This window comes from Micromonospora sp. AKA38 (assembly GCF_027925725.1).
Taxonomy (GTDB): domain Bacteria; phylum Actinomycetota; class Actinomycetes; order Mycobacteriales; family Micromonosporaceae; genus Micromonospora.
This window is the reverse complement of sequence record NZ_BNEI01000002.1, coordinates 785,668-809,472: the sequence shown is the minus strand read 5'-3', so window position 1 is coordinate 809,472 and position 23,805 is coordinate 785,668. Positions and strand designations below refer to the sequence as shown.

The 23,805-nt window shown below is 74.9% G+C and carries 21 protein-coding genes, 3 tRNA genes and 1 pseudogene; 19 read left to right on the top strand and 6 right to left on the bottom strand.

The annotated features are described in order from the left end of the window. Positions 1 to 122 precede the first annotated feature (122 nt). From TPA0908_RS07220 to TPA0908_RS07185, 8 genes are all read left to right on the top strand, one after another. The gene (locus TPA0908_RS07220) at positions 123 to 644 is read left to right on the top strand and encodes a hypothetical protein (protein ID WP_281935819.1); all 522 of its coding nucleotides are present in this window, start codon (positions 123 to 125) and stop codon (positions 642 to 644) included. Between the two features lie 192 nt (positions 645 to 836). Further along, complete coding sequence (locus TPA0908_RS07215) at positions 837 to 1,886, top strand: AAA family ATPase (RefSeq protein WP_281935817.1); 1,050 nt, start codon at positions 837 to 839, stop codon at positions 1,884 to 1,886. Continuing rightward, positions 1,883 to 2,899, top strand: a complete 1,017-nt coding sequence (locus TPA0908_RS07210; protein WP_281935815.1) for a DUF58 domain-containing protein — start codon at positions 1,883 to 1,885, stop codon at positions 2,897 to 2,899. Before TPA0908_RS07215 ends, TPA0908_RS07210 begins: the two co-directional genes overlap by 4 nt. After that, positions 2,896 to 3,855 carry a VWA domain-containing protein gene (locus tag TPA0908_RS07205; protein ID WP_281935813.1) on the top strand — a complete coding sequence of 320 codons (960 nt, stop codon included), beginning with the start codon at positions 2,896 to 2,898 and terminating at the stop codon, positions 3,853 to 3,855. Before TPA0908_RS07210 ends, TPA0908_RS07205 begins: the two co-directional genes overlap by 4 nt. A gap of 46 nt (positions 3,856 to 3,901) precedes the next feature. After that, the gene (locus TPA0908_RS07200; RefSeq protein WP_281935811.1) at positions 3,902 to 4,762 is read left to right on the top strand and encodes a S1C family serine protease; all 861 of its coding nucleotides are present in this window, start codon (positions 3,902 to 3,904) and stop codon (positions 4,760 to 4,762) included. Positions 4,763 to 4,850: 88 nt separating this feature from the next. Next, on the top strand, positions 4,851 to 5,147 hold the full coding sequence (locus TPA0908_RS07195) for a hypothetical protein (protein WP_281935809.1): 297 nt from the start codon (positions 4,851 to 4,853) through the stop codon (positions 5,145 to 5,147). A gap of 9 nt (positions 5,148 to 5,156) precedes the next feature. Further along, entirely contained in the window at positions 5,157 to 5,582 is a 426-nt protein-coding gene (gene arfB / locus TPA0908_RS07190) for an alternative ribosome rescue aminoacyl-tRNA hydrolase ArfB (protein ID WP_107156148.1), read from the top strand. A gap of 102 nt (positions 5,583 to 5,684) precedes the next feature. Continuing rightward, positions 5,685 to 6,839 carry a cellulose binding domain-containing protein gene (locus TPA0908_RS07185; RefSeq protein WP_281935806.1) on the top strand — a complete coding sequence of 385 codons (1,155 nt, stop codon included), beginning with the start codon at positions 5,685 to 5,687 and terminating at the stop codon, positions 6,837 to 6,839. Between the two features lie 228 nt (positions 6,840 to 7,067). Here the strand turns inward: TPA0908_RS07185 and TPA0908_RS07180 are convergent, their stop codons facing one another. Together TPA0908_RS07180 and TPA0908_RS07175 are read right to left on the bottom strand one after the other, a co-directional pair. Beyond that, complete coding sequence (locus TPA0908_RS07180) at positions 7,068 to 7,949, bottom strand: 3-methyladenine DNA glycosylase (RefSeq protein WP_281935803.1); 882 nt, start codon at positions 7,947 to 7,949, stop codon at positions 7,068 to 7,070. A 33-nt stretch (positions 7,950 to 7,982) separates the two neighbouring features. After that, positions 7,983 to 9,422, bottom strand: coding sequence for a hypothetical protein (locus TPA0908_RS07175; RefSeq protein WP_281935801.1), 1,440 nt, complete (start codon positions 9,420 to 9,422; stop codon positions 7,983 to 7,985). Between the two features lie 171 nt (positions 9,423 to 9,593). Here TPA0908_RS07175 and TPA0908_RS07170 point away from each other — a divergent pair, with 171 nt between their 5' ends. The 4 genes from TPA0908_RS07170 (at position 9,594) to TPA0908_RS07155 (ending at position 10,958) form a co-directional block, all read left to right on the top strand. Next, positions 9,594 to 10,397, top strand: a complete 804-nt coding sequence (locus TPA0908_RS07170) for a fumarylacetoacetate hydrolase family protein (protein WP_107156144.1) — start codon at positions 9,594 to 9,596, stop codon at positions 10,395 to 10,397. Positions 10,398 to 10,503: 106 nt separating this feature from the next. Next, positions 10,504 to 10,575: transfer RNA gene (locus TPA0908_RS07165), tRNA-Gln, on the top strand. Positions 10,576 to 10,649: 74 nt separating this feature from the next. After that, a tRNA-Glu gene (locus tag TPA0908_RS07160) sits at positions 10,650 to 10,722 on the top strand. Positions 10,723 to 10,885: 163 nt separating this feature from the next. Then, positions 10,886 to 10,958 (top strand) — tRNA-Glu (locus TPA0908_RS07155). A gap of 80 nt (positions 10,959 to 11,038) precedes the next feature. Here the strand turns inward: TPA0908_RS07155 and TPA0908_RS07150 are convergent. Then, on the bottom strand, positions 11,039 to 11,725 hold the full coding sequence (locus TPA0908_RS07150; protein WP_091084913.1) for an IclR family transcriptional regulator: 687 nt from the start codon (positions 11,723 to 11,725) through the stop codon (positions 11,039 to 11,041). 49 nt (positions 11,726 to 11,774) lie between these two features. Between TPA0908_RS07150 and leuC the strand changes: the two genes are divergently transcribed. The 4 genes from leuC (at position 11,775) to TPA0908_RS07130 (ending at position 16,636) form a co-directional block, all read left to right on the top strand. Then, on the top strand, positions 11,775 to 13,217 hold the full coding sequence (gene leuC / locus TPA0908_RS07145; RefSeq protein WP_281935796.1) for a 3-isopropylmalate dehydratase large subunit: 1,443 nt from the start codon (positions 11,775 to 11,777) through the stop codon (positions 13,215 to 13,217). 15 nt (positions 13,218 to 13,232) lie between these two features. Then, positions 13,233 to 13,820, top strand: a complete 588-nt coding sequence (leuD, locus tag TPA0908_RS07140; RefSeq protein WP_281935794.1) for a 3-isopropylmalate dehydratase small subunit — start codon at positions 13,233 to 13,235, stop codon at positions 13,818 to 13,820. Between the two features lie 160 nt (positions 13,821 to 13,980). Then, positions 13,981 to 14,613, top strand: coding sequence for an HU family DNA-binding protein (locus TPA0908_RS07135; protein WP_308447817.1), 633 nt, complete (start codon positions 13,981 to 13,983; stop codon positions 14,611 to 14,613). 133 nt (positions 14,614 to 14,746) lie between these two features. Then, entirely contained in the window at positions 14,747 to 16,636 is a 1,890-nt protein-coding gene (locus tag TPA0908_RS07130; protein WP_281935792.1) for an endonuclease/exonuclease/phosphatase family protein, read from the top strand. A gap of 87 nt (positions 16,637 to 16,723) precedes the next feature. On the opposite strand, the gene TPA0908_RS07125 is transcribed toward TPA0908_RS07130, so the two are convergent. The 3 genes and pseudogenes from TPA0908_RS07125 to cofC form a co-directional block, all read right to left on the bottom strand. Continuing rightward, the gene (locus tag TPA0908_RS07125; RefSeq protein ID WP_281935790.1) at positions 16,724 to 17,605 is read right to left on the bottom strand and encodes an NUDIX hydrolase; all 882 of its coding nucleotides are present in this window, start codon (positions 17,603 to 17,605) and stop codon (positions 16,724 to 16,726) included. A gap of 40 nt (positions 17,606 to 17,645) precedes the next feature. Next, positions 17,646 to 19,946: an RNA degradosome polyphosphate kinase gene (locus TPA0908_RS07120; protein ID WP_374709177.1), complete on the bottom strand. Its 2,301-nt coding sequence runs from the start codon at positions 19,944 to 19,946 to the stop codon at positions 17,646 to 17,648. 278 nt (positions 19,947 to 20,224) lie between these two features. Further along, positions 20,225 to 20,845 (bottom strand): annotated as a pseudogene (cofC, locus tag TPA0908_RS07110) (2-phospho-L-lactate guanylyltransferase); the annotation flags it as partial. A 96-nt stretch (positions 20,846 to 20,941) separates the two neighbouring features. Between cofC and TPA0908_RS07105 the strand changes: the two are divergent. The 3 genes from TPA0908_RS07105 to TPA0908_RS07095 are packed head-to-tail and all read left to right on the top strand — an operon-like array spanning position 20,942 to position 23,786. Next, complete coding sequence (locus TPA0908_RS07105; RefSeq protein WP_281935786.1) at positions 20,942 to 21,667, top strand: lysophospholipid acyltransferase family protein; 726 nt, start codon at positions 20,942 to 20,944, stop codon at positions 21,665 to 21,667. Next, positions 21,664 to 22,671, top strand: a complete 1,008-nt coding sequence (locus tag TPA0908_RS07100; RefSeq protein ID WP_281935784.1) for an NAD(P)H-dependent glycerol-3-phosphate dehydrogenase — start codon at positions 21,664 to 21,666, stop codon at positions 22,669 to 22,671. The genes TPA0908_RS07105 and TPA0908_RS07100 overlap by 4 nt, the downstream gene beginning before the upstream one ends. Then, entirely contained in the window at positions 22,668 to 23,786 is a 1,119-nt protein-coding gene (locus tag TPA0908_RS07095; RefSeq protein WP_281935782.1) for a cystathionine gamma-lyase, read from the top strand. The genes TPA0908_RS07100 and TPA0908_RS07095 overlap by 4 nt, the downstream gene beginning before the upstream one ends. Positions 23,787 to 23,805 lie beyond the last annotated feature (19 nt).

Genomic DNA, 23,805 nt, shown 5'->3' with positions numbered 1-23,805 from the left:
TGAGACATCCCAATGCTTCGTAGTAAGGCCAGCTCAGCGGCCGTGCTCTCCACTGCGGGAACCCGATGTCCCGCAATTGCTCGCGCCGTTTCATCACCACGGTCAAAAGAGGGAGATCAGTCATGGCTACATTCTTCAAGCGGAAGGCGACGGTGGTGGCGCTCGCCGCGCTCGCCCTCACCGTGGCCGGTGGCGGGATCGCGGTCGCCGCCCAGCCGGAGTCGAAGGCCGGCCAGCCCACCCAATCCGCCGGGCAGCAGCCGGCGGTCAGCCCGGCCGAGCGGCAGGCCGCCCGGTCCGCCATGCGGGCCACGCTGGCCCCGCCGGCTCCCGGGCAGGTCGCCTGGGCGGTGGTGTCGTCCACCGGCGTGCTGCTCCAGCACTCCGGCAACGTGGTCTCCGCGTTCCGGTTCCCGCCCGGGCCGGGCGTGTCGCCGGGGCAGTTCCAGGTGCTGCTCGACTACGACGTGAGCCAGAAGGCGTACGTGGCGACCGTCGGCACCAACGACTCGGCGAACGTCCCGCCGGCCGGCGAGGTCTCCGTCGCGCCGCGGCTGCTGACGCCGAACGGGGTCTTCGTGCAGACCCGCAACTCCGTCGGCATCTTCTCGCCGCGCCCGTTCCACCTCGTGGTCACGAACTGACCCGCCCCGCCGGACACCGGCCCCCGCCACGGCGGGGGCCGGTGTCGTGTTCCGTCCCGGTCCGGTGCCCCGGACGCCGCTTCGCGCCGTTCCCGCCCGCTCGGCGAGGTCCTCCCGGTCCGGCCCGGACCGGGCCGACCTGGGCCGGATAATCCGACGTTTGTCGGCCGTCCGGCCCGGGAAGCAAGCACCGTGACGGACATCTCGGACACCCTGGCCAGCGTGCCCAGCCCGGTCGATGCGGACGCGAGCGGCGTCGAGCTGGACCAGACCCTCTTCGAGGTCAAACGCGTGATCGTCGGGCAGGATCGGCTCGTCGACCGCCTGCTCACCGCGCTCGTCGCCGACGGTCACTGCCTGCTGGAGGGCGTGCCGGGAGTGGCCAAGACGCTGGCCGCGCAGACACTCGCCACAGTGGTCGGCGGCACGTTCTCCCGGATCCAGTTCACGCCCGACCTGGTCCCGTCGGACATCGTGGGCACCCGGATCTACCGGGCCTCCACCGAGGCGTTCGACGTGGAGCTGGGACCGATCATGGCGAACCTGGTGCTCGCCGACGAGATCAACCGCGCCCCGGCCAAGGTGCAGTCCGCGTTGCTGGAGGCGATGGCCGAGCGGCAGGTCTCCATCGCCGGACGGAGCTGGCCGGTGCCCGACCCGTTCCTGGTGCTGGCCACCCAGAACCCGATCGAGTCGGAGGGCGTCTACCAACTGCCCGAGGCGCAACGCGACCGGTTCCTCATGAAGGTCGTGGTCGACTACCCGAGCGACGCCGACGAGCTGGCCATCCTCTACCGGATGAGCACCGAGCGACCCACCGCGCGCCCGGTGCTGGACCCGGTCCGGCTGCGGGAACTGCAACGCCGCGCCGCCGACGTCTTCGTCCACCACGCGCTCGCCGAGTACGTGGTCCGACTCATCCTCGCCACCCGGGACCCGGGCCGGTTCGGCCTGCCCGAGGTCGCGCCGCTGTTGGCGTACGGGGCCAGCCCCCGGGCCACGCTCGGCCTGGTCGCCGCCGCCCGCGCGCACGCGCTGATCCACGGCCGGGACTACGTGCTCCCCGAGGACATCCGGGACCTGGCGGTGGACGTGCTGGCGCACCGGCTGGTGCTCTCCTTCGACGCGGTGGCCGACGGTGTCACCGGCGAGGAGTTGGTGCGCCGGCTGGTCGAGGCGGTGCCCCCGCCCCGGCTGGTGACCGGTCCGGCGCCGGCGGCGGCGGACCTGGCGGCGGCGTGACCCGCCGCACCGCTCCCGCGCCGGCCGGTCCCGGCCTCGCCGACCTCGCCCCCGACCAGCGGCTGCGCCGGTTGGAGCTGATCGTGACCCGGCGGCTCGACGGCCTGCTGCACGGCCGGTACCGGGGCCTGCTGCCCGGCCCCGGCAGCGAGGCGGCCGGCAGTCGCGAGTACCGCCCCGGCGAGGACGAGGTACGCCGGATGGACTGGGCGGTCACCGCCCGCACCACCGTTCCGCACGTGCGGGAGGTCGACGCCGACCGCGAGTTGACCACCTGGCTGCTCGTCGACGCCAGCCCCAGCATGGAGTACGGCACCGCCACACTGGACAAACGCGAACTGGCGGTGGCGGCGGTGGCCTGCGTCGGCTTCCTCACCGCCGGCGTGGGCAACCGGCTCGGCGCCCAGGTGCTCGCCCCGGACGGGCTGCGCCGGTTCCCGGCCCGCAGCGGTCGGACCCATCTGCTCGGGCTGCTCCGCGCGTTGCTCGGCGCCCCGCGTACCGGTGAGCGGCCGGACGCGCGCGCGGTCGGACGGGCCGACGGCGGCCCCGACGCCCCGACGCCGGGCCTGGCCGACGGTCTGGCCGGGGTGCAGCGCGTCGCCACCTCGCGCGGCTTGGTGGTGGTGGTCTCCGACTTCCTGGACGACCTGCCGGACGACCCGGACGCGCCCCCGCCGTGGGCGACCGCGCTGCGCCGGCTGGCGGTCCGGCACCAGGTGCTCGCCGTGGAGGTGACCGACCCGCGCGAGCTGGAGCTGCCCGACGTCGGGCTGATCACCCTGGTCGACCCGGAGAGCGGGCGGCACCGCGAGGTGTGGACCGGCGACCCGGTGCTGCGCGAGCGGTACGCGCACGCCGCCGCCGGGCAGCGCGACCAGGTGCGTCGGGCCCTGCGCCGGGCCGGCGCCACCCACCTGACGCTGCGCACCGACCGGGACTGGTGCGCGGACGTGATCCGGCACGTGCACGAGCAGCGTCGGCTGGCCACCGCCCGGGGCGGTGCGGCATGAACTGGCAGTCACCCGCGCGCCTCTGGCTGCTGCTCGTGGTCGCCGCGCTGGTCGCCGGCTACCTGATGCGCCAGCGCCGGCAGAGCCGGTACGCGGTCCGCTTCACCAACCTGCGCCTGCTGGACCGGGTCGCGCCGCGCCGGCCGGCCTGGCGCCGGCACGTGCCGGCGGGGCTCTTCCTCGCCATGCTGGCGTTGCTGGTGGTCGGATTCGCCCGGCCCGAGGCGGAGGTGCGGGTGCCCCGGGAGCGGGCCACCGTGATGGTCGCGGTGGACGTCTCCACCTCGATGCTCGCCGGTGACGTGGACCCGGACCGGCTCACCGCGGCCAAGGAGGCCGGCCGGAAGTTCGTCGACGGGCTGCCGGACGAGTTCAACGTCGGCCTGGTCGCGTTCGCCGGCAGCGCGGCGGTGCTGGTGCCGCCGAGCACCGACCGGGAGGCGCTGCACGAGGGGATCCAGCGGCTCGCCGAGGGGATCACCGGCGTGCAGGGCACCGCCATCGGCGAGGCGATCAGCACCTCGCTCGGCGCGGTGAAGAGCCTGGACGCCAGCGCCGCCAAGAACCCGCCGCCGGCCCGGATCATCATCCTCTCCGACGGCGCGAACACCTCCGGGATGGACCCGATGGAGGCCGCGGACCAGGCGGTGGCCGCCAAGGTGCCGGTGCACACCATCTCGTTCGGCACGCCCGGCGGGTCGGTGGACCGGGGCGGCCGGGCGATCCAGGTGCCGGTGGACGGGCAGACGCTCAAGGCGGTCGCCGAGGCGACCGGCGGCGGCTTCCACGAGGCGTCGACCAGCCGCGAGCTGAAGGACGTCTACGAGGACATCGGCACCTCGGTCGGCTACCGCACGGAACGGCAGGACATCTCGGCCCGCTTCATCGGGTTCGGGCTGGTCCTGGCCATGGGCGCCGCCGCCGGCTCGCTGCGGTGGTTCTCCCGGCTGCCCTGACCCGCACATCCGGACCGGACGACGCACGACACGTGAGGAGCCAGGCATGGCAGTGCAGACCGGACTCGGCGAGCCGCGCGGCCCGTGGTTCGTCTCCCCGGAGCTGGACCCGGACGGACGCGGTCACGACGGCGTACCCGGATCGGCCGGGCCGGCGGGGCGACGGAGCTGGTCGGGCCGGCTGCTGAGCGCGGCGGCGGTGGTGGCGCTCTCCACCGTCTCCGGCGCGGCGGCCGGCACCTGGGCGGCCGACCGGGGCGCACCCGGCCCGTCCGCGGCCTCCGCCGCGCCGGTGCCGGCCGAGCTGGTCACCGCCGCCGGCAAGACGGTGCCCGGGGTGGTGTCGGTGATGGTCGGCGGGAGGTCCGGCGCGGGAGCGTCCGGCTCCGGCTTCGCCATCGACAACGAGCAGCACATCGTCACCAACGACCACATCCTGGCCCGGGGCGGCGCCGGCCCGGTGACGGTGGAGACCTCGGACGGGCGCCGGATCGCCGCCGAGGTGGTGGGCCGGGCGCCGGACAGCGACCTGGCCGTGCTCAAGGTGCCCGCGTCGGCCGGGTTGCCGCCGCTGCCGCTGGCGAAGCCGAACGGGACCCGGGTGGGCGAGCCGGTGCTCGCGGTCGGTTCGCCGCTCGGGCTCGCCGGCACGGTCACCGCCGGTATCGTCAGCGCGCTCAACCGGCAGGTCCGGATCGGCAACGGCCGGCACACCGCGGTGCAGACGGACGCCTCCATCAACCCGGGCAACTCCGGCGGGCCGCTGGTGAACGCGCGCGGGGAGGTGGTCGGCGTGAACACCGCCATCGCCACCATCGACGGGAACGGCTCGATCGGCATCGGCTTCGCCATCCCGATCGACCAGGTGCAGCAGACCGCCGACACGATCATCGGCCGGGGCGGCTGAGCTGCGCGGACAAGCCGGAACTGTCGGATATCCGGCGTGGGACCATCGGACCATGGAAATATTACGCTGAGTATGGATACTGGCGGAGGTGGAGCAAGCTGTCATCGCGGCCCTCCTCCTGGTGGGCCTGGTCATCGGCGCCGGAGTCGGCGCGTCGTACGCCCGTGCCAAGCGCGGCTGGAAGGACTACCAGACGGTCCGTACCAGCGTGCCGGGCGCGCGGCGCAACGCCTGGGCCGCGATCCGGGGCGTGGCCGTCAAGCTCGCCGTGATCGCCCTGCTGCTGGTCGGCGCCGCCGCGTACGCGGCGTCCGGCGCCGGTCAGGAGCGGGCCGGTCCGGCCCCGACCGGCACCCCGACCCCGAGCCACCTTCCGGGGCGCTAGCCTCGGGGCGTGGACGACGGACTCCGGGTGACCGACCGGCTCGTGGTGCCCGCCGCCGAGCTGCGCGAGCGGTTCTCCCGGTCGTCCGGGCCGGGCGGGCAGGGCGTCAACACCACCGACTCCCGGGTGGAGCTGAGCTTCGACCTGGCCGGCTCGCCCAGCGTGCCGCCCGCGCTGCGGGAACGGGCCCTGGGCCGGCTCGCCGGCCGACTGGTCGACGGCGTGCTGACGGTCACCGCCAGCGAGCACCGCGCCCAGTTGGCCAACCGGGAGGCGGCCCGGGAGCGGATGACCGCGCTGCTGCGCGAGGCGGTCGCCCCGCCGCCCAAGCCGCGCCGGCCGACCCGTCCGTCCCGGGGCGCGAAGGAACGCCGGCTGGCCGAGAAGAAGCGGCAGTCCCAGCGCAAGCGCGACCGCCGGGTGGACGGCGACTGACCGCTGTCCGGGGGTTGAATCACAGGCTTCGAAGCGCTTCAATGCGTACGGGAGCGTCAGGGCCGTCACCGACCATCGTCACGTGACAGGAGTCCCGTACGCATGCCCCGAATCCGCCTGCGCGCCGCGTTGACCGCGGTCGCCGCGCTGCTGCCCGCCCTCGCCCTCGGTCTCACCCTCGTCTCCGTCACCCCACCGGCCGCCGCCGCGGCCGCCCCGATCCGGGTCATGCCGCTCGGCGACTCCATCACCGGATCGCCCGGCTGCTGGCGGGCCGTGCTCTGGAACCGGCTCCAGTCCACCGGCCACACCGACGTCGACTTCGTCGGCACGCTCGGCCCCCAGGGCTGCGGCGTGCCCTACGACGGCGACAACGAGGGGCACGGTGGCTACCTGGCGACCAACATCGCCAACCAGAACCTGCTGCCGGGCTGGCTCGCCGCCACCCACCCCGACGTGGTGCTCATGCACCTCGGTACCAACGACGTGTGGAGCAACATCGCGCCGAGCACCATCCTGGCCGCGTACTCGAAGCTGGTGGACCAGATGCGGGCCGCCAACCCGGCCACCACGGTGCTGGTCGCGAAGATCATCCCGATGAACCCGGCGAGTTGCCCGGAGTGCGGGCAGCGGACCGTGGCGCTCAACGCCGCCATCGACGGCTGGGCGGCGGGGAAGACCACCGCCGCCTCGCCGATCGTGGTGGTCGACCAGTGGACCGGCTTCAACACCGCCACCGACACGTACGACGGGGTGCACCCCAACGCCGCCGGTGACCAGAAGATGTCCGACCGGTGGTACCCGGCGCTGACCGCCGCGTTGCGCGGGACCACCCCGACCACCCCACCGAGCCCGACCACCTCGCCGACGCCGACCTCGCCGACGCCGACGCCGAGCCAGACGCCGACCGGTCCGACGTACCCGACCGACAGCCCGTCGCCGACGCCCACGGTCGGCGGCTGCACGGCCACCTGGCGCATCGCCGGTCAGTGGCCGGGCGGCTTCCAGGCCGAGGTGACGGTCCGCAACACCGGCGCCGTGTCGATCCCCTTCTGGGTGGTCCGCTTCGCGCTCACCGGCGGGCAGCGGATCACCCAGGCGTGGAGTGCCCAGGTGGCGCAGGGCGGGACCGCCGTGACGGCCCGGAGCGCGGCCTGGAACGGCGCGCTGGCCCCGGGTGCCGAGGCCACGTTCGGCTTCCTGGCCGACGGCGCGGTCCCAAACCCGGTGCCGCTGCCGGCGTGCGCCCTCGGCTGACCCGGGCTGCCTCCGGCCGGAACCAGCGTTGACCACGTTGATCGCAATGCGTGACCGGCGAGGAGAAGGACGTGGTGTTTTCCGGTATGCCTCCTGGTCATAATTATGACCAGGAGGCATACCGCTCGCAGCGGGTCTGTTCCCGGCGCGCGACACGCCCGGCGCGCGACAGCGTCAGCGTCGGTTCGGCGCGGCAAAGTGCCATAGCCGCCGTGGGACGAGCGGGTCTCAGGCCGGGACGACGTGGTCCAGCGCGGCCAGCAGCCGGGCCCGCAGGCCGGCGGCCCGCTCGGCGAACCCGCGCTGGGCGGCGGCGTACTCGGCCCGGCCCTCCGGCGTCTCCACCCGCACCGGCGGGTGGCCCAGGTCGGCCAGGTCGTACGGGCTGGCCCGCATGTCCAGCGTCCGGATCTCGCGCGCCAGCGCGAAGCAGTCGGCCACGAGTTCCGAGGCCACCAGCGGGGAGAGTTTGTACGCCCATTTGTAGAGATCCATGTTGGCGTGCAGACAGCCCGGCTGTTCCAGCGCGTGCTGGCGTTCCCGGGTCGGCTGGAGCACGTTCAGCGGCCGGGCCGGCGCGGTGAAGAAGCGGAACGCGTCGAAGTGGCTGCACCGCACGCCGCGCTCCTCGACCACCGCCGCGGTCGCCGCCGGGCTCAGCCGCAGCGGCCAGGCGTTGTGCCGCACCTGCTCCTGGGTCTGCCGGTAGACCATCGCCCACTCGTGCATGCCGAAGCAGCCGAGGTGCGCCGGACGGGAGGCGGTCGCCGCCAGCAGTGTCCGGATCCAGGAGATCGACTCGGCGCGGCGGGTGCGTACCCGGTCGGTGTCGAGCGTGAGCCCGGCGGCGCCGGCGGTGTAGTCCGGGCCGAACCCGGCCGGGTCGGCGTCGCGCAGCTCCACGCCCGCGCCCGGGTGCCAGCGGCGCAGCTGGGCCGGCCGGTGCGAGTAGTAGGTGAAGAGGAAGTCCTCCACCGGGTGCTTCACGCCGGTGCGGCGGCGGGTCAGGTGCGGCGTCAGCCAGGCGTCGACCCGTTCCTCGTGGTCGCGCCGGCGGGCCCGCCAGTCGGCCGCGTCGAGCACGGCGGCGGGGGCGAGGGCGGCGGTCACGCACCCAGGGTACGACCGCCGGCCGGTCCCCGGTCAGTCCACGTCCACCCGCACGCCGGCGGAGAACACGCCGCTGCGCAGCTCCAACTGCTTCGGCGGCTCGGCCCCGCGCACGGTGAACACCAGCGGCAGCAGCACCCGCCGGCCGGCGGCCACCGGTTGGGCGAACACGTCCCGGCCCAGGTTCGCCACCCGGGTGGCGTCCTCGTCCGCGGCCACCCAGTTGCCGCTCGGCAGGTACGCGCGCTGCAACTGCCCGTGCCAGGTCTGCTGCTCCGACGTGAGGTTGCGCACGCCGACCGTGGCCAGGCAGGGCCGCCCGCCGGCCGGCGCCGCCGGCACCACGCCCGTGCCGCAGCTCATCCGGTAGACGGTGAACTCGAACGCGGTCTCGCGCAGCGGCACGCCGAGCGCTCCGGTCACGCTGCTGCCCACCCAGGCGCCGCTGGTCGGCTGCTTGGTGGTGTCCATCGCGGCGACCCGCTGGGTCGCGGTCCAGGCCGCCGCGCCGACCACGCCGGCCAGTACCGCCGCCGCCACGCCGACCGTCAACCAGACCGGCGGGCGGCGACGCCGGACGGTGGGCGTCGGCAGCGCCGGGCGCGGGTAGACCGTGCCCCGGTCCGTCGGGCCGCCCGTCTCGCGGCCGACCGGTGGGCCGGGCGGGACGGCACCGGGTCCGGCGGCGCCCACCGGGCCGGTCGGGCCCGTGGCGGACCTGGCGACGCTCACCGCCGGGGCAGCCCGCCGCCGGCGCCACGCCGTCCACCACAGCGCCCCGCCGACGAGCACCAGAAGCGCGGTCGCCGCGGCCAGCAGCACCGGCGGGCGGCGCCAGGCCGGGGCGGCCGTCGCCGGCGCCGTCGGGGCCGTGGCCGCGCCCACCCAGGTCGCCGTGGCGCAGTCGTACGGGCGGGTGCCGTCGGTGCCGTAGACGCAGGCGGGAGCCGTCACCGAACGGTCCTGGCCGGTGACCGCGAGCGCGGTGTGCAGCGTGGTGGTGCTCCGCGCCGGCAGGCGCAGCCGCCAGGTCACCTCGCCGGTGGTCGCCCCGACCGGGCCGGTGCGTTGCCCGCCGCCGGTGACCAAGGTGGCCCGGGACCCGGTCGGCAGCTCCTGCCGGACCATCGTCTCGACCGGCGCCGGGCCGGCGTTGCGGAGCTCGATCCGGTACCCCGGCGCCGGGGTGCCGGCGGCGCCGACGGCCAGGCTCACCGGTGGCATCGACGGCTGCACCGGCGCCGGGCCGGTGGTCGGCACCGCGGGGGGCACCGCCGGCACGCCGGTCGGGATCGGGGTGGCCGCCGCCACCGGGCGGACCGGCGTGGCGGCCAGGGCCGGTGGCGGGGCCGACCGGGCGGGCGCGGCGACCGCCCGGGGCGCCGCCGGGGGCAGCGCCGGCACGGCGGCGAGCACGCCGAGGCAGTTCACCAGCACGGCCAGGGTCCTGTGGTGTCGTCTCGATGCAGGCATACCAACGAACCTCCGGACCCGAAGCTATGGGCCGGGGCCCGCCGGGCGGGTACGAAGCCGGCATATTCCTCCCGGTCGGCGGGAGCCGGCGTATCCTGGCGCACCGGTCGAGGCCGGGATCACCTGCCGGTCTCCGGCGGCCGGCGGGCCGGTGCGGGATAGATTGGCCCGGTGCGTATCGCTCGTTTCGCTCATGCCAAGGGAATGTCGTTCGGGGTCGTCGAGGGCGAGCCGGAGGCCGGGCCGCAGGGCCTGACCATCGCCGAGATCGAGGGCCACCCGTTCGGGCAGATCCAGTTCTCCGGCGCCCGCTGGGCGCTCTCCGACGTCCGGCTGCTGTCGCCGATCCTGCCGAGCAAGGTGGTCTGCGTCGGTCGCAACTACGCCGAGCACGCCGCCGAGCACGGCAGCGAGGTGCCGAAGGAGCCGCTGCTCTTCCTCAAGCCGTCCACCTCGGTGATCGGCCCCCGGGACGCCATCCGGTTGCCGATCTTCTCCAAGCAGGTGGAGCACGAGGCGGAACTCGCCGTGGTGATCGGCGCCCCCGGCGCGCGGCGGGCCGACCGGGCCGCCGCCGAGCGGGCCATCTTCGGCTACACCTGCGCCAACGACGTCACCGCTCGGGACCTCCAGCGGTCCGACGGGCAGTGGACCCGGGCCAAGGGCTTCGACTCGTTCTGCCCGATCGGGCCGTGGATCACCACCGGGCTGGACGTCCGCGACCTGGAGGTGCGCTGCGAGGTGGGACGCGATCCGGAGGAGATGGAGGTGCGCCAGCTCGGCCGGACCAAGGACATGGTGTTCGACGTGCCGGGTCTGGTGTCGTACATCTCGCACGTGATGACGCTGCTGCCCGGCGACGTGGTGCTCACCGGCACGCCGGCGGGGGTTAGCCCGCTCACCGAGGGGGATACGGTCACCGTGCGGATCGAGGGCATCGGGGAACTCAGCAACCCGGTCGTTCCGGTCGCCTGATCCGTCCGATGCCTTGTTTCCGCAGCTCAGGTGCGGTTCGGGGGGTTGGATTTGGCCTGCTGGCGGTGGGAGGGTAAAGTTCATTCCCGGCGCCGCAAGGGGCCAATGGGGTATGGGGTAATTGGCAGCCCGACTGATTCTGGTTCAGTTAGTCTAGGTTCGAGTCCTGGTACCCCAGCGCAACCGCGGGTTCGTGAGAATCCCGGTCGCTGGATTCCGGCAGTTGCCACTGCCGGAGTGCACGAAAGTTCTGGCCCCGTCGTCTAGTGGCCCAGGACGCCGCCCTCTCAAGGCGGTAGCGCCGGTTCGAATCCGGTCGGGGCTACAGCACCGTCAGCCCGTCCCGTTCTCGGGGCGGGCTGTTCTGCTGTTCGGCCCCGGTGTGCTCGGCAGCCTCGCGGGGGCGACCCCCCGCGGCGGCGCCGGAAGCGGTGCCGCTAGACTACTCCCGCACCGCCCGCGAGGGTGGTGAAGCAGGAAAGGTGCCTGGCCCCGTCGTCTAGTGGCCCAGGACGCCGCCCTCTCAAGGCGGTAGCGCCGGTTCGAATCCGGTCGGGGCTACAGCTCACCGAACGGCCCGTCTCGCTCTCGCGAGGCGGGCCGTTCGCCGTTTCGCCGGGATCCTCTGCGCCCGGCGGGGGTCAGAGGCCGGAGAGGCGTTGGCCGGCCCGGACGACGGCCATGGCGTGGCGTTCGCCGGGACGGCGGCCGAGGCGCTCGATCGGGCCGGAGATGCTGATCGCGGCGATCACCCGGCCGGTGCGGTCGCGGATCGGGGCCGAGACGCTCGCCACGCCCGCCTCCCGCTCGGCGACGCTCTGCGCCCAGCCGCGCCGGCGCACCTCGGCCAGCGTGCGGCCGGTGAACTTGGAGCGGGGCAGCAGCGGCATGACCGCCTCCGGTGGCTCCCAGGCGAGCAGGATCTGCGCCGCCGAGCCGGCGACCATCGGCAGCACCGAACCGACCGGGACGGTGTCCCGCAGGCCGCTGGCGCGTTCGGCGGCGGCCACGCAGATCCGCTCGTCGGCGCGGCGCAGGTAGAGCTGGGCGCTCTCGCCGGTGGCGTCGCGCAGCGCGGCGAGCAGCGGCTCGGCGGCGGTGAGCAGCACGTCCGGCGCCGCGTTCGCCAGCTCGCCCAGGCGTGGCCCGGGGCGCCATCGCCCCTGGGTGTCCCGGACCAGCATCCGGTGGATCTCCAGCGCCTGCGCCAGCCGGTGCGCGGTGGCCCGGGGCAGCTTGGTGCGTTCAACGAGTTCGGCCAGGCTGGCGCCGTCGACACAGGCGGCCAGGATGACCACCGCCTTGTCGAGAACGCCGACACCGCTCATACTGTGTCCCACAAGCCGAAATTTACCTCCCAGAATTTAGGATGTCCAGATGGTGGGAGTCACTCAACCGAGGACCCTGGCCGAGAAGGTCTGGGACGCGCACGTGGTCCGCTCCGCCGCCGGCGAGCCGGACCTGCTCTTCATCGACCTGCACCTGCTGCACGAGGTGACCAGCCCGCAGGCGTTCGACGGCCTGCGCCTGGCCGGTCGCGGCGTCCGCCGGACCGATCTGACCATCGCGACCGAGGACCACAACACCCCTACCGGGTACGACGACCCGGCGTTCCGCTCCCGGCGCGGCGACCTGCTCACGATCGCGGACCCCACCTCCCGCACCCAGATCGAGACGCTGCGCCGCAACTGCGCCGAGTTCGGCGTGCGGCTGCACCCGCTCGGCGACGAGAACCAGGGCATCGTGCACGTCATCGGCCCGCAGCTCGGCCTCACCCAGCCGGGCATGACGATCGTCTGCGGCGACTCGCACACCGCCACCCACGGCGCGTTCGGCGCGCTCGCGTTCGGCATCGGCACCAGCGAGGTGGAGCACGTGCTGGCCACCCAGACGCTGCCCCAGGCCCGGCCGAGGACGATGGCCGTGAACGTCGTCGGCGAGCTGGCCCCCGGCGTCACCGCGAAGGACCTGGTGCTCGCGCTGATCGCGCAGGTGGGCACCGGCGGCGGGCGCGGCCACATCGTCGAGTACCGGGGCGAGGCGATCCGGGACCTCTCCATGGAGGGGCGGATGACGATCGCGAACATGTCCATCGAGTGGGGCGCCAAGGCGGGCATGATCGCGCCGGACGAGACCACGTTCGCGTACCTGAAGGGGCGGCCCCACGCGCCCCAGGGGGCCGACTGGGACGCGGCGCTGGAGTTCTGGCGGACGCTGCCCACGGACGACGGCGCGACGTTCGACACCGAGGTGACGCTGGACGCCGGCCGGATCACCCCGTTCGTCACCTGGGGCACCAACCCGGGTCAGGGCGTGCCGCTGGGCGCGGTCGTGCCGGACCCGGAGGAGTTCGTCACCGAGCCGGAACGGGTGGCCGCCCGCCGGGCGTTGGAGTACATGGACCTCACCCCCGGCACGCCGCTGCGCGACCTCGCGGTGGACGTGGTCTTCGTCGGCTCCTGCACCAACGGCCGGCTGGAGGACCTGCGGGCCGCCGCCGAGGTGCTGCGCGGGCGCCGGGTCGCCGACGGCGTACGCATGCTCGTGGTCCCCGGCTCCGCCGCGGTCCGGGAGGCGGCCGAGATCGAGGGGCTGCACCAGGTCTTCACCGACGCCGGCGCCGAGTGGCGGTTCGCCGGCTGCTCCATGTGTCTCGGCATGAACCCCGACACGCTGAAGCCGGGGGAGCGCTCCGCCTCGACATCCAACCGCAACTTCGAGGGCCGCCAGGGCCGGGGCGGACGTACCCATCTGGTGTCCCCGCCGGTCGCCGCCGCCACCGCCGTGGTCGGCCGGCTGGCCGCCCCCGCCGACCTGTAGAAGGGCAGCCGAGAGATGGACAAGTTCACCGCACACACCGGCACCGCCGTGCCGCTGCGCCGGTCCAACGTGGACACCGACCAGATCATCCCCGCCGTGTACCTCAAGCGGGTGACCCGGACGGGCTTCGCCGACGGTCTCTTCAGCGCGTGGCGGGAGGACCCGTCGTTCGTGCTCAACAACCCCGCCTACGCGGGGGCGTCGATTCTCGTCGCCGGCCCCGAGTTCGGCACCGGCTCGTCCCGCGAGCACGCCGTCTGGGCGCTGCGGGACTGGGGCTTCCGGTCGGTGATCTCGCCCCGCTTCGGTGACATCTTCCGGGGCAACGCCCTCAAGGAAGGTCTCCTTCCGGTGGAGTTGGAATTGAAGGCCGTCGAGGAACTGTGGGATCTGGTGGAATCCGAGCCCACCACCGCGGTCACCGTCGACCTCACCGCCCGCCAGGTCCACGCCGGGCAGGCCACCTGGGCCTTCCCGCTGGACGACCACAGCCGGTGGCGGCTGATGGAGGGCTTGGACGACATTGGACTCACCCTCCGCCACGAGGCCGAGATCGGCGCGTACGAGGCCGCCCGGCCGGCTTTCCTGCCCTCCATCGCCTGACCCCGACCCCCTTTTCGCCCCCACCGGCCCGGCCGGTGGGGGCGAATCCGTTGCGACACAAGGGCTTTTTTCCACCGAATGTTTGTGTCCAGGCAGCACAGGGCATACGGTGCGCGCAGAATGGCTCGCGTCGAGTCAGTTGCACAATCGGGAGGAAGTCGTGAACAAGGCCGAGCTCATCGAGGCGCTCGCCGTTCGCCTGGGGGACCGGAAGACGGCGACGGCCGCGCTCGACGCGGTTCTCGCTGAGGTCCAGGCGGCGGTCACCAAGGGCGAGAAGGTGGCGATCACCGGTTTCGGAGCGTTCGAGAAGCGGGTACGTGGGGCCCGAACAGCGCGCAACCCGCGGACCGGCGAGGCGGTGAAGGTCAAGAAGACCTCCGTCCCGACCTTCCGGGCGGGTGCGGGCTTCAAGGAGATGGTCGCCAGCGGCAAGGTTCCGAAGGACACCACCGCCGCGAAGAAGACCACCGCCGCCACCAAGACCACGGCGGCGGCGAAGAAGACCACGGCGGCGAAGACCACCGGGGCCGCCAAGAAGACCACGGCGGCGAAGGCCACCAAGGCCACCACCGCCGCGACCAAGAAGGCCGCGCCGGCGAAGAAGGCCACCGCGACCAAGACGGCCACGGCGGCGAAGAAGACGACCGCGGCGAAGTCCGCCACGGCGAAGAAGGCGCCCGCCGCCAAGAAGACGACCGCGGCGAAGTCCGCCACGGCCAAGAAGACCACGGCGGCGAAGAAGGCACCCGCGAAGAAGGCACCGGCCAAGAAGGCCGCCAGTCGGCGCTGACCGGACGGCCCGATCGAGGGCGCCCACCGTTCGCGGTGGGCGCCCTCGATTCGTCGGTACGCGTTGACCACCCGCCGTACCGGCCCGCAGAATCGCCGTGCCGAAACCCCCTCGGTCACGAGAAGAGGCGCCCGTGCGGCACCGTCACCTCTCCACCGTCGCGCTCGCCCTGGGCGTCGCGGTCTTCCTGGACGTCCTGCGGGTCTGGCTGCCGTCGGTCATCACGCTCTTCGGCCGCGCCGCCGAGACACCCGCCGAACTGCTCGGCGCGTTCGCGCTCGGCTGGTTCCTGCTCGCGCTTGCCGCGCCCACCGTGGTCCGTCGGCTCGGCGCCCGCCCGGTCGGCCTCGCCGCGGCCGGCGTGCTCGCCGCCGCCCGGCTGGCGCTCACCGCCGCGCCCGGTGGCGGCGCCCAGCTCTGGCTCGCGTGCGCCGGCCTGCTCGCCGGACTGACCTGGCTCGCCGCCACCGCCGCCCGCGTCGACCGGCCGGTGCCCGGGCTGGCGCTCGGCCTGGCCGGCGCCGCCGCCGGGCACGCGTTGCTCGGCACCGAGGACCTGGTCTGGCGCGGCGGCGCGCTCGGCTGGACGCTGAGCGTGGCGCTGGTGGCGGCGTTCCTGGCCGCGACCGTGCCCGCGCCACCGCCCGGCGCGGCGCCGGGGGAGCCGCCGGCGGCCGGCCGCCGGGCGTGGCTGCTCTGCGGTCCGGCACTGTTGCTGGCCAACCAGATCGCGCTCGCCCCGGCGGTGTGGGCGGCCGCCTCGGGTGTCGGCCCGGCCGGCTTCCCCGGTCTGTCCCGCGCCCCGGTCGGCATCGTGCCGTGGGGCGCGTTGGCGGTCGCGCTGTTCCTGGTGACCGCGCTGTACCGGCCCTCGGCCCGGTTGGTCCGGCCGGCCCGGGTGCTCTGGCCGGTCGCGCTGCTCGCCGGGGCGGCGCTGTTCGCCGCCGGGCGGCTCGGGCCGGCGTACCTGCTCACCGCCGCCGGTCTCGGCGGCTGCCTGGCCGCCACCGACACGGCCGCGCCCGGCGGCGACGTGCCGGACGGGCGGGCCGCGGCGCGGCGCGGTCGGGCGGCGGTCGGGGGGACGGTGGTCTTCGCGGCGGCCACGGTCGCCTACTACGCCGCCTACGACCTGGGGTACCCCAACGGGTGGGTGCCGGTCGCCACGGCGCTCCTGGTCGGCCTGGTGGCCGTTGCCGGGCCGTCCTGGTCACCGACGGAGCTGTCCGGGCGGGCCCGGCGGTGGAGCGTGGCCGCGCTGGTGCTGGCGACCGCGCTCGTGCCCGTGTTCCACCACACGCCGCTGTCCGCCCCGCGGCCCGGCGTCGCGCCGGCCACGGTCCGGGTGGCCGCGTACAACATCCGGATGGGGTTCGGCCTGGACGGCCGGCTGGACCTCGACGCGGTGGCCCGGGCGTTGCGCGGGGCGGACGTGGTGCTGCTCAGCGAGGTGGACCGCGGGTGGTGGCTCAACGGCGGCCACGACACGTTGGCGTTGCTGGCGGCGCGGCTGCGAATGCCGTACGTCTTCGCGCCCGCCGCGGACCCGGTCTGGGGCGACGCGGTGGTCAGCCGGTTTCCGGCGCGCTCCGGTCGGACCCGGCCGCTGCCCGCGCACGGCGCGCCGACCGGCGCGCAGGTCCTCGGCGTCACGCTCGACCTCGGCGGGCGGGAGCTGGCCGTGGTCGCCACCCACCTGCAACCGCCGCCCGGCCAGGACCCGGTGGAGCAGGCCCGCGAGGCGGCCACGTTCGCCCGCGGGTACGCGGCCGGCCGGCCGCTGGTGCTCGGCGGTGACCTGAACACCGAGCCGGCCGACCCGGCGTTCGCCGAGTTCACCGGCGCCGGTCTGGTGGACGCGCTGGCCGCGGCCCGGCCGCTGCGGACCAGCCCGGCCGACGACCCGCGGACCCAGATCGACCACGTCTTCGTCTCGCCGGGCGTGACCGCCGCCGAGGCGCGCGCCCCGCGCACCGAGGCCAGCGACCACCTCCCGGTGCGCCTGACCCTGACCCTGCCGTGAGCCCCCGCCCGCCGCCGGCCCGGTCCGGCGCGGCGGTGGTGAGAAGGGGCCCCGGCTATACCGGAGGCGTTAACCGGGGGCCCGGCCTTACAAGCGGTCGGGGAGGAGGAGACGGTCGCCGGCGAACGGGAGCAGCCAGCCGCCGCCCTTGGCGGTGGTGAAGTCGTCGGCGCTGCCGGTGAGCCGTTCCAGCGCGCCCGGGATCACCTTGCCCTGGCTGCACACCGCGACCGGCTCCCCGGCGGCGGCCAACGCGGCCAACCGCGCGGCGGCGGCCAACGCGCACTCCTCGGGCTGCTGGCCCGGCCCCGGCTCGTCCAGGTCGCCGCAGACCTCGATCGGCAGGTCCAGCCGGGCCGCCGCCGGATCCAGCGTCTGCACGCACCGGCGGGCCGAGGCGGAGAGCAGGCGGGCCGGGCGGACCAGGGCCACCAGCGGAACCAGCGCCCGCGCCTGGGCCCGCCCCTCGGCGTCCAGCGGCCGGCCGGTGTCCGGACCGGACCAGGTGCCCCGCTTGCCGGCGTGCGCGTGCCGGACCAGCAGCACGGTCGTGGTGACCGGTGGCAGCGCCGCGAACGCGGCGATCACCTCCGCGTCGTGCGGGTAGCTGACCCGGCGGGCCGCCGCGTCGACCGGGAACCAGGCCACGTCGTCCACCTCGGTGCCGGGCTGGAAACCGCCGCTGCCGACCGCCCGCATCGACCACCAGTCGACCGCCTTGGCGCGACCCTCGCTGCGGTAGCGGACCGTGGGCAGGCGCACCTGCGGCACCGCCCGCACGTCGGTCTCCTCGGCCACCTCCCGGACGGCCGCCGCCAGCGGGTGCTCGCCGGCGTCCAGCTTGCCCTTCGGCAGCGACCAGTCGCCGTACCGGGGGCGGTGCACCAGGCAGACCTCGACACCGCCGGGGCCGGGACGCCAGACGACCCCGCCCGCCGCCCGGATCCGCACCGGCTCCTCGTCGCTCATCGGATCACCGTATGCCCGCCCGCCGCGTGTCGCGCGTCGCTCAGTCCGCCCGGCCACCGACCCGACGCAGCAACAGTTCCTGGAGATGGGTCGACGGTGTGTCGCCGTCGCCGGTACGCCGGTGCCAGGTGCCGTCCGCGGCCAGCTCGAACGCGTCCACCTCGGGAGCGAACGCGGCGGCCAGCACGTGGTCCAGCTCGGCGCGGGCCACCGGGTCGCTCACCTGCACCAGCGCCTCCACCCGGCGGTCCAGGTTGCGGTGCATCAGGTCGGCCGAGCCCATCCAGAACTCGGCGTCGCCGTTGTTGCCGAACCGGAAGATGCGCGAGTGCTCCAGGAACCGGCCGAGGATCGACCGGACCCGGATGTTCTCCGACAGCCCCGGCACGCCCGGCCGCAGCGTGCACATGCCCCGGATCAGCAGGTCCACGTGCACGCCGGCCCGCGACGCCCGGTAGAGCGCGTCGGTGATCTCCTCGTCGACGAGCGCGTTCACCTTGAACTGCACCAGGCCCGGCATGCCCAGCCGGACGTGGTCGATCTCCCGCTCGATCCGTTCGATCAGGCCGCTGCGGATGCCCTGCGGCGCGACCAGCAACCGCCGGAAGGCCGTCTGCCGGCTGTAGCCGGTGAGCACGTTGAACAGGTCGGTCAGGTCGGCGCCGATCTCCGGGTCGGCGGTGAGCATGCCGAAGTCCTCGTAGAGCCGGGCGGTCTTCGGGTGGTAGTTGCCGGTGCCGATGTGGCAGTAGCGCCGGATCTGGTTGCCCTCCTGCCGCACCACCAACGCGGTCTTGCAGTGCGTCTTCAGGCCGACCAGGCCGTAGACCACGTGGCAGCCGGCCCGCTCCAGGGTGCGCGCCCAGCCGATGTTGGCCACCTCGTCGAAGCGCGCCTTCACCTCGACCAGCACCACCACCTGCTTGCCGGCGGCGGCGGCGTCGACGAGCGCGTCGACGATCGGGGAGTCGCCGCTGGTGCGGTACAGCGTCTGCTTGATGGCGAGCACGTTCGGGTCGGCCGCGGCCTGCTCGACGAAGCGCTGCACGCTTGTCGCGAACGAGTGGTACGGGTGGTGCACCAGCACGTCCCCGTCGCGCAGGGTGGCGAAGACGCTGCGCGGCACCTCGCCCTCGGTCAGCCGGGGATGGGTGGCCGGCACGAACGGCCGGTCCTTGAGGTCGGGGCGGTCGGCCTCGCCGTACACCTGCCAGAGCGCGGAGAGGTCGACCAGGCCGCGGACCCGCAGCACGTCGTGGTCGTCCATGTCCAGCTCGCGGACGAGCAGCTCCAGCATGTGGTCGGAGATGGAGGCGGCCACCTCCAGCCGCACCGGCGGGCCGAACCGGCGCCGGGCCAGCTCCCGTTCGAGCGCCTGGAGCAGGTCCTCGTCGCGGTCCTCGTCGACCTCCACCTCGGCGTTGCGGGTGACCCGGAACAGGTGGCACTCGACCACCTGCATGCCGGAGAAGAGCTGGCCCAGGTGGACCGCGATGAGGTCCTCCACCGGCAGGAAGCGGACGCCGGGCCGGTCCCGGGCGACCCGGACGAACCGGGGCACGTTGTTCGGCACCTTGACCCGGGCGAACAGCTCGGAGCCGCCGTCCGGGTCGCGCACCGAGACGGCCAGGTTCAGCGACCGGCCGGAGATGTAGGGGAACGGGTGCGCCGGGTCGACCGCCAGCGGGGTGAGCACCGGGAAGATGTGCTCCCGGAACCAGGTGCGCAGCCGCTCCCGCTCGGCGTCGTCCAGCTCGCTCCAGCGCAGGATGCGGACGTCCTCCTCGGCGAGCCGGGGGAGCACGTCGTCGACGAAGCAGGCGGCGTGCCGGGCGACCAGGTCGGCGGCCTTCTCGGTGATCAGGTCGAGCTGGGTGCGCAGCGGCAGCCGGTCGCCGCCGCGCACCGGCAGGCCGGCGGAGAGCCGGCGCTTCAACCCGGCCACCCGCACCATGTAGAACTCGTCCAGGTTCCCGGCGAAGATGGCCAGGAACTTCGCCCGCTCCAGCAGCGGCGTCCGGGGGTCCTCGGCGAGCGCGAGCACCCGGGCGTTGAAGTCGAGCCAGGAGAGCTCCCGGTTGAGGAAGCGATCCTCCGGCAGCGGCTCCGCGGCCGGCGGCTCGTCCCGCGGGCCGGCGATCGGGCCGGGCCCCTCGACCGGGTCGAGCGGCTCGTCCAGCCCGGTGGCGCCGGCCGCGTCCGGGTCGGCCCCGAGGCGCTCCTCGGGCGGCCGGGACGGCCGGAACCGCCCGTCCGCCCCGCGCGTCGGGCGGCCGTTGCGGGGCATGCCGGGGTCGAGGATGGGCGGCGGACCGTCGGAGTGCTCGCGAGGGGTGCTCACCACCCCATGATTCCCTGACGAGGGTGAACGGAAAATGAACTCGACCAGGTTGTTCAGGCCATCGTCGGCAACGTCACCCGGGTGACCTCGCCGGCCGCGTCCCGTTCGACGCGCACCCGCTGCCCGAGCCGCAGCAGCCGCAGCCCGGAGGCGTCGAAGGCGCGGGCCGGGAACGCCAGCTCGGTGCCGTCGTCGAGCAGCAGCACGCCGCTGCGCGTCGACGCGTCGTAGGTGGCCACCGTGCCCTGCATGCCAGCACCGTACCGGACCGGGTCGCCGGCGCGGTCCAGCAGCGCGCCGGTGCGTGGCCCCAGGCCCAGCCCGGCGGCGGTGGCCAGGTCGGCCGCGGTGTCCACGTCCCGCCGCAGGCTGGGCCAGTCGCCGGTCAGCGGCAGCGCGCCGCCGGCCGCGTGCGCACCGGCCGAGCCGGGCCCGAACCGGGGCGCCAGCGGCACCCCGGGCGGTGTGGCCAGCAGCACCGTGCCGGTGCCCGGGGCGTCGGCGACGAATCCGCGTACCCCCTCGGCCGCGCGCAGCGCCGCGGCCAGCTCGGCCGGGCGCAGCGCCGGCAGGTCGGCGGTGAGGGCGGCCACCGGGGCGCGCGGCCCGGCCACTGCGGCGCCGTGCCGGAAGGCGGCGTTGAGCCCGCCGGCGGGGTCGCCCGCGACCCGGGCGCCCGCCGCGGTCACGGTGGCGGTCACCCGCGGGTCGTCGGTGACCACCAGCACCCGCCCGACCGCCGGGCAGGCCAGCGCCGCGCGCACCGTGTCGGCCGCCAGGGCCAGCGCCAGCTCCTCATGGGGTACGCCGGGCAGCGCGCCGCGCAGGCGGCTCTTCGCCACCCCGAGGTGCTTCACCGGCGTCACCACGGTCCAGCTGGGCTCAGGCACACCGACCATCCTGCCAGCGCGGCCGGCGGTACCCTCACTGGCCGGACCGGTGGCGAGCAGGCATGATTCTTCCCCGGGGCGCGTGGGGCGGAACGAGGAGGCACTGTGGCACCGCGGAGGCTGGGATTCTGGCAACGGTTCGCCGTGGTGCTGGTGAAGCCGGTGTTGACCGTCTGGACCCGGCGCACCTGGCGGGGCATGGAGCACCTGCGGGGCGACGGCGGCGTCATCATCGTGCCCAACCACATCTCGCACGCCGACCCGCTGGTCTCCGCGCACTTCATCTACGACGCCGGGCGCTGGCCGCAGTTCCTCGGCAAGGCGAGCGTGTTCCGGGTGCCGGTGATCGGCTGGATCCTGCACCGGTGCAAGCAGATCCCGGTCGAGCGGGGCAGCGTCGAGGCGGTCAAGTCGCTTGACAAGCTGATCGCCGCGCTGGACGACGGAGGCGCCGTGGTGATCTACCCGGAGGGGACCACCACCCGGGAGCCGGAGCTGTGGCCGATGAAGGGCAAGACCGGCGCGGCCCGGCTGGCGCTGGCCACCGGCGCCCCGGTGATCCCGGTGGCCATGATCGGCCCGGAGCGGATGTTCGACCCGCGCACGGCCCGGTTCGGGCTCCGCCCGCGTACGCCGGTGACGGTGGTCGCCGGGCCGCCGGTCGACCTGGGCCGGTGGGCGGGCGCCACGCCGACCCGGCCGATCCTGGAGGAGATGACGGACACCATCATGCTGCGGATCCGGGACCTGGTCGCCGAGATCCGGGGCGGCACACCGCCGCCGCTGTGGCAGCGCCCGGCCCGCACCGGCACCCCGGAGGTCTCCGAATGAGCGGGCACGTCGCGGTGCTGGGCGCCGGTTCCTGGGGGACCGCGTTCGCCAAGATCCTCGCCGACGCCGGGCGGGACGTGACGGTGCTGGCCCGCCGCGCCGCGGTGGCCGAGGCGATCCGCGACGGGCGGCGCAACCCGGAGTACCTGCCGGACGTGCGCCTGCCCGAGCGGGTCACCGCCACCGGCGACGCCGCCGAGGCGATCGAGGGCGCCGAGGTGGTGGTGCTGTCGGTGCCCTCGCAGACGCTGCGCGGCAACCTCGCCGAGTGGACGCCGCACCTGGCCCCCGACGCCACGCTGGTGTCCCTGATGAAGGGCATCGAGCTGGGCACCACCAAGCGGATGAGCCAGGTGATCATGGAGACGGCCGGGGTGCCGGCCGACCGGGTGGTCGTGGTCTCCGGGCCCAACCTGGCCCCGGAGATCGCCGCCGAGCAGCCCGCCGCCACCGTGGTCGCCGGCACCGACAGCCGGCGTACCGCGCTGGTGCAGGCGTCGATCCGGACGCCCTACTTCCGCCCCTACACGAACGACGACGTGATCGGCTGCGAGCTGGGCGGCGCGGTGAAGAACGTGATCGCGCTCTCCTACGGCATCGCCACCGCGATGGGCTTCGGCGACAACACCCGCGCCATGCTGATGACCCGTGGCCTGGCCGAGACCGCCCGGCTGGGCGTGGCGCTCGGCGCCGACCCGATCACCTTCGCCGGGTTGGCCGGCATGGGCGACCTGGTCGCCTCCTGCTCGTCGCCGCTGGCCCGCAACCGCACGTTCGGCGAGCACCTGGGCCGGGGCGAGACGCTGGAGCAGGCGCAGGCGGCCACCCGGCAGACCGCCGAGGGCGTGAAGAGCTGCCTGGCCATCCGGGACCTGGCCCGGGCGCACGGGGTGGAGATGCCGATCACCGAGCAGATCGAGCGGATCTGCCACGAGGGGATGGACCCCCGCCTGGCCGTGGACGCGCTGATGAGCCGCACCGCCAAGCCGGAGTCGTACGAGTGAGCGCGGGCTGGGGGGACGGCACCCGCAGCGTCCACGCCGGCCTGCCGGAGGCGGTGCCGGGCCAGCCGTTCCTGCCCGGCCCGGTGTTCGCCGCGCCGTACCACCTCGACCCGTGGCGCGGGCCGGCGGCGGCGCCCGACGGGTACGGGCGGCCGGACAATCCCACCCGCCGGCTGCTGGAGGCGGCGATCGGCGAGCTGGAGGGCGGCGAGTGCCGGGCCTTCGCCAGCGGCCAGGCGGCCATCACCGGGCTGCTGCTGGCCGTGCTGCGCCCCGGTGACACGGTGCTGCTCCCCGCCGACGGCTACTTCCCGGTGCGCGCGTTCGCCACCGGGACGCTGGAGCGGATCGGGGTTCGCGTCGTCCTCGTGCCGACCGCCGGGCCGTACCCGTCGTTCGACGGCGTCCGGCTGGTGCTGCTGGAGACGCCGGCGAATCCCGGCCTCGACGTGGCCGACGTGCCGGCGCTGGCCGGGGCGGCGCACGCCGCGGGCGCGCTGCTGGCGGTGGACAACACCACCGCGACGCCGCTCGGGCAGCGCCCGCTGGACCTCGGCGCGGACGTGGTGGTGGCCTCCGGCACCAAGGCGCTCACCGGCCACTCCGACCTGCTGCTCGGCTACGTGGCGACGCGCGACGCCGCGCTGCGCGACGCGGTGACCGGGTGGCGGACCACCACCGGCGGGGTGCCCGGCGCGTTCGACTGCTGGCTGGCCCACCGCTCGCTGGCCACCGTCGACCTGCGGCTGGCCCGGCAGACCGCCAACGCCGGGGCGCTTGCCGAGCTGCTCGCCGGCCGACCGGACGTGACCGGCCTGCGCTGGCCGGGGCGGCCGGCGGACCCGGCGTACCGGGTGGCGTCGACGCAGATGCGGCGCGTCCCGGGCGTGCTCTCGTTCGACCTGGGCGACGCCGACCGGGTGGCCCGGTTCCTGGACGCGTCCCGCCTGGTGGCGGCCGCCACCTCGTTCGGTGGGCTGCACACCACCGCCGACCGGCGGGCCCAGTGGGGCGACGACACCGCGCCCGGCTTCGTCCGGCTCTCCTGCGGCATCGAGGACGCCGCCGACCTGGTCGCCGACGTGGCCGCGGCGCTGGACGCCGCCGCGCGTTGACGTGCCGGGCAGACGGCGG

Bases quoted from the DNA above. Each gene is read 5' to 3' on its own strand.
- TPA0908_RS07220 (WP_281935819.1), top strand. From the start codon at position 123: ATGGCTACATTCTTCAAGCGGAAGGCGACGGTGGTGGCGCTCGCCGCG.
- TPA0908_RS07205 (WP_281935813.1), top strand. From the start codon at position 2,896: ATGAACTGGCAGTCACCCGCGCGCCTCTGGCTGCTGCTCGTGGTCGCC.
- TPA0908_RS07200 (WP_281935811.1), top strand. From the start codon at position 3,902: ATGGCAGTGCAGACCGGACTCGGCGAGCCGCGCGGCCCGTGGTTCGTC.
- TPA0908_RS07185 (WP_281935806.1), top strand. From the start codon at position 5,685: ATGCCCCGAATCCGCCTGCGCGCCGCGTTGACCGCGGTCGCCGCGCTG.
- TPA0908_RS07175 (WP_281935801.1), bottom strand. From the start codon at position 9,422: ATGCCTGCATCGAGACGACACCACAGGACCCTGGCCGTGCTGGTGAAC.
- TPA0908_RS07150 (WP_091084913.1), bottom strand. From the start codon at position 11,725: ATGAGCGGTGTCGGCGTTCTCGACAAGGCGGTGGTCATCCTGGCCGCC.
- leuC (WP_281935796.1), top strand. From the start codon at position 11,775: ATGGTGGGAGTCACTCAACCGAGGACCCTGGCCGAGAAGGTCTGGGAC.
- leuD (WP_281935794.1), top strand. From the start codon at position 13,233: ATGGACAAGTTCACCGCACACACCGGCACCGCCGTGCCGCTGCGCCGG.
- TPA0908_RS07125 (WP_281935790.1), bottom strand. From the start codon at position 17,605: ATGAGCGACGAGGAGCCGGTGCGGATCCGGGCGGCGGGCGGGGTCGTC.
- TPA0908_RS07100 (WP_281935784.1), top strand. From the start codon at position 21,664: ATGAGCGGGCACGTCGCGGTGCTGGGCGCCGGTTCCTGGGGGACCGCG.